This is a genomic window from Caulobacter sp. GW456-12-1-14-TSB4 (genome assembly GCF_059424195.1).
On sequence record NZ_JBWKZF010000009.1, the window covers coordinates 190,013 to 197,860 of the forward strand.

The 7,848-nt window shown below is 67.5% G+C and carries 11 protein-coding genes; 7 read left to right on the top strand and 4 right to left on the bottom strand.

Features of this window, described 5'->3' with window-relative positions; translation table 11 throughout:
- Positions 1–112 precede the first annotated feature (112 nt).
- The 6 genes from AC07YH_RS11305 to AC07YH_RS11330 are packed head-to-tail and all read left to right on the top strand — an operon-like array spanning position 113 to position 4,046.
- The gene (locus tag AC07YH_RS11305; protein ID WP_494747080.1) at positions 113–1,018 is read left to right on the top strand and encodes a pyruvate, water dikinase regulatory protein; all 906 of its coding nucleotides are present in this window, start codon (positions 113–115) and stop codon (positions 1,016–1,018) included.
- On the top strand, positions 1,015–1,614 hold the full coding sequence (locus AC07YH_RS11310) for a Maf family protein (protein WP_494747081.1): 600 nt from the start codon (positions 1,015–1,017) through the stop codon (positions 1,612–1,614). The genes AC07YH_RS11305 and AC07YH_RS11310 overlap by 4 nt, the downstream gene beginning before the upstream one ends.
- Positions 1,611–2,462, top strand: a complete 852-nt coding sequence (gene aroE / locus AC07YH_RS11315; protein WP_494747082.1) for a shikimate dehydrogenase — start codon at positions 1,611–1,613, stop codon at positions 2,460–2,462. Before AC07YH_RS11310 ends, aroE begins: the two co-directional genes overlap by 4 nt.
- A gap of 1 nt (position 2,463) precedes the next feature.
- Positions 2,464–3,063 carry a dephospho-CoA kinase gene (coaE, locus tag AC07YH_RS11320; protein ID WP_494747083.1) on the top strand — a complete coding sequence of 200 codons (600 nt, stop codon included), beginning with the start codon at positions 2,464–2,466 and terminating at the stop codon, positions 3,061–3,063.
- 31 nt (positions 3,064–3,094) lie between these two features.
- Positions 3,095–3,805 carry a DNA polymerase III subunit epsilon gene (dnaQ, locus tag AC07YH_RS11325; RefSeq protein WP_494747084.1) on the top strand — a complete coding sequence of 237 codons (711 nt, stop codon included), beginning with the start codon at positions 3,095–3,097 and terminating at the stop codon, positions 3,803–3,805.
- Between the two features lie 58 nt (positions 3,806–3,863).
- Positions 3,864–4,046: a hypothetical protein gene (locus tag AC07YH_RS11330; RefSeq protein ID WP_494747085.1), complete on the top strand. Its 183-nt coding sequence runs from the start codon at positions 3,864–3,866 to the stop codon at positions 4,044–4,046.
- Positions 4,047–4,051: 5 nt separating this feature from the next.
- Here the strand turns inward: AC07YH_RS11330 and AC07YH_RS11335 are convergent, their stop codons facing one another.
- Entirely contained in the window at positions 4,052–4,888 is an 837-nt protein-coding gene (locus tag AC07YH_RS11335) for a helix-turn-helix transcriptional regulator (protein WP_494747086.1), read from the bottom strand.
- Positions 4,889–4,982: 94 nt separating this feature from the next.
- Between AC07YH_RS11335 and AC07YH_RS11340 the strand changes: the two genes are divergently transcribed.
- Positions 4,983–5,849: an SDR family oxidoreductase gene (locus AC07YH_RS11340; protein ID WP_494747087.1), complete on the top strand. Its 867-nt coding sequence runs from the start codon at positions 4,983–4,985 to the stop codon at positions 5,847–5,849.
- On the opposite strand, the gene AC07YH_RS11345 is transcribed toward AC07YH_RS11340, so the two are convergent.
- The 3 genes from AC07YH_RS11345 to AC07YH_RS11355 form a co-directional block, all read right to left on the bottom strand.
- A complete protein-coding gene (locus AC07YH_RS11345; protein WP_494747088.1) occupies positions 5,846–6,652 on the bottom strand; it encodes an exodeoxyribonuclease III in 807 nt (268 codons plus the stop codon). The genes AC07YH_RS11340 and AC07YH_RS11345 overlap by 4 nt on opposite strands.
- 316 nt (positions 6,653–6,968) lie before the next feature.
- Complete coding sequence (locus tag AC07YH_RS11350; RefSeq protein WP_494747089.1) at positions 6,969–7,628, bottom strand: outer-membrane lipoprotein carrier protein LolA; 660 nt, start codon at positions 7,626–7,628, stop codon at positions 6,969–6,971.
- On the bottom strand, positions 7,625–7,848 hold a 224-nt coding region (locus AC07YH_RS11355), incomplete at its 5' end, for a hypothetical protein (RefSeq protein WP_494747090.1). The genes AC07YH_RS11355 and AC07YH_RS11350, both read right to left, overlap by 4 nt.

Sequence of the window (7,848 nt, forward strand, 5' to 3'; positions counted from 1 at the left end):
CGGGGCGAGCCTGGGGATGGTACGCGAGCAATGCGACCGTTGATCACAGCGGCGCCATGACACTACACCTTCTGGGCCATTCGGCGCCCAGGCGTCCCCAGAGGCACGGCAAGTGGTTAAGCAACCGTTAACGGATGATCCACAGGAGAGTCTGGCTCAGGGGGACGGGGAACGGCTGCCGCCGCGCTTCGCCACCTACTTCCATATCCACCTGGTTTCGGACTCCACGGGCGAGACCTTGAACGCCATGGCGCGCGCGGTGTGCGCTCGTTTCACCGATATCCTGCCCATCGAACACATCTACGCGCTTGTCCGTTCCACGCGTCAGTTGGACCGGGCGCTCGAGGAAATCGGCGGCGCGCCGGGCGTTGTGATGCACACCATCGTCGATCCGAACCTGCGCCAGGCGCTCGAGGAAGGCTGCCGCAAGCTGGAGATGCCCTGCATCGCCGCTCTGGATCCGGTGATCAGCGCCATGTCGCGCTATCTGGGCGCACGGATCTCGACCCGGGTCGGCGCCCAGCACGCCCTGACCAACGACTATTTCGATCGCATCGAGGCCCTGGACTACGCCATCGCCCATGACGACGGCCAGGGCGGTCAGGACCTGACCCAGGCCGACGTCATCCTGGTCGGCGTGTCGCGGACCTCCAAGACCCCGACCTGCATCTATCTGGCGCACCGGGGCGTGCGCGCGGCCAATGTGCCGCTGGTGCCTGGCCGGCCGCCGCCGCCCGAGCTGTTCGAGCTGAAGAACACATTGATCGTCGGCCTGATCACCTCGCCCGACCGGCTGATCCAGATCCGCCGCAACCGCCTGCTGTCCCTCAAGGAGAACCGCGAGAGCGACTATGTGGACGGCGACGCCGTGCGCCAGGAGATCATCGCCGCCCGCCGCCTGTTCGAGCGGATGAACTGGCCGGTGATCGACATCACGCGCCGTTCCGTCGAGGAGACGGCGGCGGCGATCATCAACCTGCTGTCGGGCGGCCGCGGCAAGGTCGAGGTCCTGGGATGAGTCTCACCCCGGTAACGCTCGCGTCGAAGAGCTCGGCGCGGCAGATGATCCTGAAGAACGCCGGCGTCGCCTTCGAGGCGGTCAGCCCCGGCGTCGACGAAGACGCGGCCAAGGCCGGCCTGCTGGCCGAGGAGGTCACGCCGCGCGACATCGCCGACGCCCTCGCGGAGATGAAGGCGGTCAAGGTCTCGGCCAAGCGCCCCGGCCTGGTGATCGGCGCCGACCAGACGCTCGACCTCAAGGGCAAGCTGTTCGACAAGGCCGAAAGCCTGGCGCAGGCGCGCGAGCATCTGCTGGAGCTGCGCGGAACGACCCACAAGCTGCACTCGGCCGTGGTCGTGGCCCGCGACGGCCAGCCGATCTGGCGGATCGTCGAGAGCGCCAAGCTGTCGGTGCGTCCGTTCAGCGACGCCTGGCTCGACGCCTATATAGAGCGGCGCGGCGAGGCCCTGCTGTGGTCGGTCGGCTGCTACGAGCTGGAGAGCGAGGGCGTGCAGCTGTTCGACGCCGTCGATGGCGACTATTTCACCATTCTGGGCCTGCCGCTGATCGGCCTGCTCGACTTCCTGCGTCTTCACGGGGCTCTCGCCACATGACGATCTCTGGAGCCGCCATCGTCGGCGGCGTCTGCGGCGCGCCGATCAAGCACTCGATGAGCCCGATCCTGCACAACGCCTGGATCGCGGCGGCCGGTCTCGATGCCGCCTATGTCCCGTTCGCCCCGACCCTGGAAGGGTTCGAGGCCTTCATCGGCGGTCTGCGCGGTGGGGCGATCAAGGGTCTCAACGTCACCATCCCGTTCAAGGAACGGGCCCTGGCGCTGGCCGACACCGCCAGCGACTTGGCCAAGATGGCCGGCGCGGCGAACCTGCTGATCTTCAGCGCCGACGGAACGGTCCATGCCGACAACACCGACGGCCCCGGCCTGCTGGACGCCATCGCCATCCAGGCCCCCGGCTTCGACATCACGGCCGCGCCGGTGGTGATCCTCGGGGCCGGCGGCGCGGCGCGGGGCGCGGTCGCGGCCCTGCTGCTGGCCGGCGCGCCGCATGTCCGTGTCGTCAACCGCACCCTGGCCCGCGCCCAGGAGCTGGCCGACGCCTTCGGGCCCAAGGTGATCGCGTCCGAGGAGACCGGCCTGCCCAGCCTGTTGTCCGAGGCCGGCCTGGTGATCAACGCGACCTCCTTGGGCCTGGGCGGCGGCGAAGGTCCCATGGCGGATCTTTCCCTGACGCCAGAGACGGCCGTGGTCATGGACATGGTCTACAAGCCGCTGCGCACCGAATTCCTGCGCCGCGCCGAAGCGGCAGGCCGCCGCACGGTCGATGGCCTGGAGATGCTGCTGCGCCAGGCGGTCCCCAGCTTCGAAGCCATCTATGGCGTCGCGCCGCCGGCGCAGGTCGATGTTCGGACCATTGCGCTGAAGCTGCTGGGCGAGGCCTGACATGCTGATCCTGGGTCTCACCGGTTCGATCGGCATGGGCAAGTCGACGACCGGGGCGCTGTTCCAGGCCGAAGGCGTGCCGGTCTACGACTCCGACGCCGCCGTCCACGCGCTCTACGCCACCGGCGGCGCGGCGGTCGGACCGGTCGAGGAAGCCTTTCCCGGCGTGGTGGTGGACGGCGCGATCGACCGCGCCAAACTGTCCGCCCAGGTGGTCGGCAATTCCGAGGCCCTGGCCAAGCTGGAGGCGATCGTCCACCCGCTGGTCGGCGCGCATCGGATCGGGTTCTTCGAAACCGCCCAGGCCGAAGGCCACGAGATCGTGGTGCTCGACATCCCGCTCCTCTTCGAGACCGGCGGCGAGAAGAAGGTCCACAAGGTGGTCGTGGTTTCCGCCCCCGCCGACGTCCAGCGGGCCCGCGTCCTGGCCCGCCCGGAGATGACCCCGGAGAAATTCGAGGCGATCCTGGCCCGCCAGACGCCAGACGCCGAAAAGCGCGCGCGCGCCGACTTCGTCATCGACACCAGCCAGGGGCTCGACAGCGCCAAACAGCAGGTCCGCGACCTTCTGACTCTGTTGAGAACTCCCGGCCACGCTTGAAGCCGGCGACGAAGCGGGCCATTGAAAAGCGATGGCCCGGGAAATCATCCTCGACACCGAAACCACCGGCTTCGATCCGAAGACGGGCGACCGCCTGGTCGAAATCGGCTGCATCGAGGTGGTCGACTTCATGCCGACCGGCCGCTCGTTCCATGAATATTGCGACCCGCTGCGCGACATGCCGGCCGAGGCCGAGAAGGTCCACGGCCTGTCGTCGGCCTTCCTGACCGGCAAGCCGAAGTTCCACGAGATCGCCGACAAGTTCATCGATTTCGTCGGCGACAGCGTCGTGGTCGCCCACAACGCCGCCTTCGACCGCAGCTTCGTCAATTTCGAGCTGGAGAAATGCGGCCGCGCGCCGATCCTGGAAGAGCGCTGGATCGACACCCTGGCCATGGCCAAGAAGCGCTTTCCGGGCATGTACAACTCGCTCGACGCGCTCTGCAAACGCTTCAAGATCAGCCTCGACAGCCGCGACAAGCACGGGGCGCTGATCGACTCGCACCTGCTGGCTGAGGTCTATCTGGAACTGCAGGGCGGCAAGGAACGCGCCCTGGAATTGACCCACGTCGAGGCCCTATCGGTCTCGGCCGCGGTCCAGGGTTCGTACGGCGCCCGCCCGCGTCCCCTGCCCCTGCGCTCGACCGACGCCGAGCGCGAAGTCCACGCCGCCTGGATCCGCAAGAACCTCAAGGACAAGGCCCTGTGGATCACCCAGGGCGTCGTGGCGCTGGAAGGCTGAGGCTCTTCTTTCAATCGAGAAACGGCGTTAGAATTCCTTGCCCAAGGATTTTGTCGCCATGCAAAACAAGTACAGCTGGGGCTTCTACAATGACCCCCACGATCCGCGTCTCATCGTTCCCAAAATGAATCCCATGATGGGCTGGACCGTGAACGTCGCTCACCGACAGGTGCGTGTGGCCATGGTGGTGATCGGGGTTGGGCTGGTGCTGAGCGTGGCGGGGTCAATCTTCGTCCGCTGAGACCGCTAGTTACCGTCCACCAGCGCCCGGACGCGCGCCAAGTCCTCCGGTGTCGCCGGATTATAGACGATCATCCCCAGGTCCGGCCGCCCATCTACGGCGAAGGCCGAGTACTCGAACGAGACCTGGCCCAGCACCGGGTGGCGCAGGGTCTTGATGCCGTCGCCGTAGTAGCGGACGTCGTTCTCGGCCCACATGGTCCTGAAGTCCGGACTGCGGCGGGTCAGCTCCTCGACCAGGGCGTTGACCGAGGCCTCGGCCCCTGCCCCGGCCCGCGCGACATCGGCGCGGAAGGCGGCGACCACGAACCGGGCGACGTGCTCCCATTCCGTGTTGAAGGCCTTTGAGCGCGGATCGCAGAAGATGCGGCGCAGGATGTTGCGCTCCTCCAGCGGCAAGTCGCCATAGTCGGCCAGCACCACGGTGGCGGCGCGGTTCCAGGCGATGACGTCCCAGGTCAGGGTCTTGATCATGGCCGGGCTGGGGTCGAGGGCGTCCAGCACCCGCTGTAGCCGGGGGCTCACCCCTTCGGTTTCGCGGTAGCGGACCTCCGGAGGCCGACCCAGGCCCAGCAGATAGAGATGTTCGCGCTCGACCTCGGTCAGCATCAGGGCGCGGGCGATGCGGTCCAGAACGTCGGCCGACGGCGCTCCGCCTCGGCCCTGCTCCAGCCAGGTGTACCAGGTGGCGCTGATGTGGGCGCGCTGAGCGACCTCCTCGCGGCGCAGGCCCGGCGTGCGGCGGCGGGGTCCCGAGAAACCCAGGGCGGCGGCGTCCAGCTTGGCCCGACGGTCGCGCAGATAGGCGCCCAGGCGATGTTCGGTCAGGTGCGGCGCGTTCATCCTGTTAGGTCTTATACCCGTATAAACTCACTACTTTAACAGGATGATCCTAGCGCGCAGGGTGGCCGGAGTGAAACCTCGAAAGGTCCCGCCCATGCGCATTTTCGTCACCGGCGCCACCGGCTTCGTCGGCTCGGCCGTCGTTCAGGAACTGCTCGCCCACGGCCATCAGGTGCTGGGGCTGTCGCGCTCCGACGCCGGCGCGGCCCAGCTGCGGGCGGCGGGCGCGGAAGCCGTGCTCGGCACGCTCGACGACCATGAGGTCCTGGCGAGCAGCGCGGCGGCTTGCGACGGCGTGATCCACACCGCCTTCAACCACGACTTCTCGAAGTTCGCCGAGAACGCCCAGCAGGACGGCCGGGCCATCGGCGTTCTGGGCGCGGCGCTGGAGGGCACGACCAAGCCGATCCTGGTGACCTCGGGCACGGCGATGCTGGCTTCCGGCCGGATGGCCACCGAGGAAGACCGGCCCGGCGGCGGCTCGCCCCGGATTTCCGAGCCTTCCGCCGACGCGCTAGTCGCCAAGGGCGTCCGCGCCTCGATCGTGCGCCTGGCGCCGACCACCCACGGGGCCGGCGATCACGGCTTCGTACCGATGTTGATCAACCTGGCCCGCGAGAAGGGCGTCGCGGCCTATATCGGCGAAGGCGACAACAGGTGGTCGGCGGTCCATCGCAGCGACGCCGCCAAGCTCTACCGCCTGGCCATCGAGCGCGGCGCGGGCGGCGAGCGCTATCACGCCGTCGCCGAGGAAGCCGTGCCGATGAAGACGATTGCGACCGCGATCGGCAAGGGCCTGGGCCTCCCGGTCGAGAGCCGGCCCGCCGAGCACTTCGGCTGGTTCGCCATGTTCGCCGGCATGGACGCGGCGACCTCGGCGGCCTGGACGCGGGAAACGCTGGGCTGGGCGCCGACGGGGCCGAGCTTGGCCGAAGACCTGGAAAACGCCGGCTACTTCTAGACCTTCAAGTCCGCCGTCACCGGCGCGTGGTCGCTGGGACGCTCCCACTCCCGGACGGTGTCGTGGACGCGCGAGGACACCTTGCCGTCCACGATCGCCGCGTCGCGCAGGCCGGGGCTGGCCAGGATATGGTCCAGGCGCAGGCCGCGGTTGGACTTGCGGAAGTCGGCGGCGCGGTAGCTCCACCAGGAAAACAGCTTCTCCGGCTCCGGCGTCGCCAGGCGCGGCAGGTCCAGGAGGTCCATCGACTTCATCATCGCGTCGAAGGCTTCGAGTTCGGCGGGCGTGTGGCTGACGACCTTCAGCATCTGGCGGTGGCTCCACACGTCGTTCTCGCCGGGCGCGATGTTCAGGTCGCCGGTGACGATCAGAGGCGCCTTGGGGTCGCGCTTCTTGAGGGCGGCGGTCAGGGTCTCGTAGAAGTCCAGCTTATGGTCGAACTTCGGATTGCCGATCCGGTCGGGCGTGTCGCCGCCGGCCGGGATGTAGAAGTTCTGGATGTCGACACCGGCGACCTTGACCGCCACGCAGCGGGCATGGCCCTCGCGGCAGTTCATCAGGGTCGGCACGTCCTCGAACGGCAGGCGCGAGGCGATGGCCACCCCGTGCCAGCCCTTCTGGCCGGCGATCTTCAGGTGCGGCAGACCCATGGCCTCGAAGGCCTCGCGCGGGAACTCGCCCTCCTGGCACTTGATCTCCTGCATGCACAGGACGTCCGGAGCCTGCTCGTCGACGAAGCGAGCGGCCTGTTCGGCGCGGAGGCGGACGGAATTGACGTTCCAGGTGGCGATACGGAGGCGCATGGCCTCGCTCTAAAGCTCCGGAAGGGGAAACGCCAGCCTGTCAGGACGACCCTCCGGCCAGAGGCCGGTCGCCAAAAGAAAAATGCCCCCGGACACCTTAGCGTCCGGGGGCAAAAGTCTAGTCTCTCATGCCGCCGCCGGGAGGGGATAGGATCCGGCACGGTTTGCGAGGAGCGGGTCGGTCGCTCATCGCCATGCGTGTTAAATATGCCACTTCCAAGTTTTAAGTCAACCCCAAGGTGGGTTGATTCTTGCCTGTTGTGGTAATGTCACATTTCCAACGTTTGCACCGTCCCGAACCGGAAAAACCGGCAACCTAGGAGGGCTTCCCGACCTTGCGTCGCGGATCGGTAAGCACGAACAGCTTGGGATCCAGGTCCGAGGTCTCGGCGAAATCGACCAGGCGCACACGGATCTGGCCGCCCTTGATGTCGGTGATGGTCCAGCCCATCAGGGCGACCGGGCTGTTGGAGAAGTCCAGCGAGATGCGGCCCAACGCCTGGCGCTTGGCGTCCTGGGCGACGATGGTGAAGCCATCGGCCAACGGGCGCACGTCGGTGATGATCACGCCGCGATCCAGGCGGACCTCGCGGGCCAGCAGCAGGTTCAGCGGCGTCTTGCTGAGCGGATAGCTCTCAAAGGTCTTCAGCCGGCTGTCGAAGATGTTGACGTTGTTGCCGTTGCTGACGACCAGCAGGCCGGCCGGCGGGTCATAGGCGAACCGCGCCTTGCCCGGACGCTGCATGTAGAAGGTCCCCTGCGTCTGGGTTCCGCGCGCATCGGTCTGCACGAAGCGGCCCTTGGCCGAGGACAGGCCCTGGATATAGGCGGTGGCCTTGTCCATCAGCGCCTGCTGTTCAGGCGTCAGTTTGGCGGCGACCGGCTTGGCGTCCTGAGCGAAAGCCGAGGGGGCCAGGGTGGGCGAGACGATGGCGGCGGCGAGGCCGGCCGCGAGAAGAAGACGGCGAGTGGTCATGCGAACTCCTTAGCCGCAACCTTGGCCTGCGCGAAGGCCGCCGCAAGGCCATTTTCCGGCGCCCCGATGAAGGGGCGTTCAGGTTGAAGCCCATAGTTGGGACGGGAGGAACGCCTGCTCAAGGTGAAGGTTGCCCTTACTCCGTCTCCCCGGCGAAAGCCGGGGCCCAGATCGTAGAGCTGTGAGGCGCATGCAGAAACGCCCGCGATCCGGACAGGAT